Source organism: Aequorivita sp. KMM 9714 (genome assembly GCF_011065475.1).
Lineage (GTDB): Bacteria > Bacteroidota > Bacteroidia > Flavobacteriales > Flavobacteriaceae > Aequorivita > Aequorivita sinensis.
In genome coordinates, this window is sequence record NZ_JAAGRO010000075.1 from 1 (window position 1) to 255 (window position 255).

The 255-nt window shown below is 38.4% G+C and carries 1 protein-coding gene; it reads left to right on the forward strand.

Annotated elements, in window-relative coordinates:
* On the forward strand, positions 1-255 hold a 255-nt coding region (locus G3A46_RS14665), incomplete at both ends, for a hypothetical protein (protein WP_165150798.1).

Consider the following 255-nt stretch of genomic DNA (forward strand, 5'->3'; position numbering starts at 1 on the left):
GTCCTGGGGCAAGTGTAGAGGGTTTGGCACTCACAGGTACTAATATAGATAAAAAACTCCAAAAAATTAAATACCGCTACAATATCAGAGGGTGGCTTACCAATATCAACAATGTTGACCCAGGAATAATGGAACAACAAAAACCTCTGTTTAATTTCAAAATTAACTATAACACCTTAGATGGTAATGGAACACCGCTGTATAACGGAAATATAGCACAAACGTTCTGGAAGACGGACTCACAAGACAAGAACG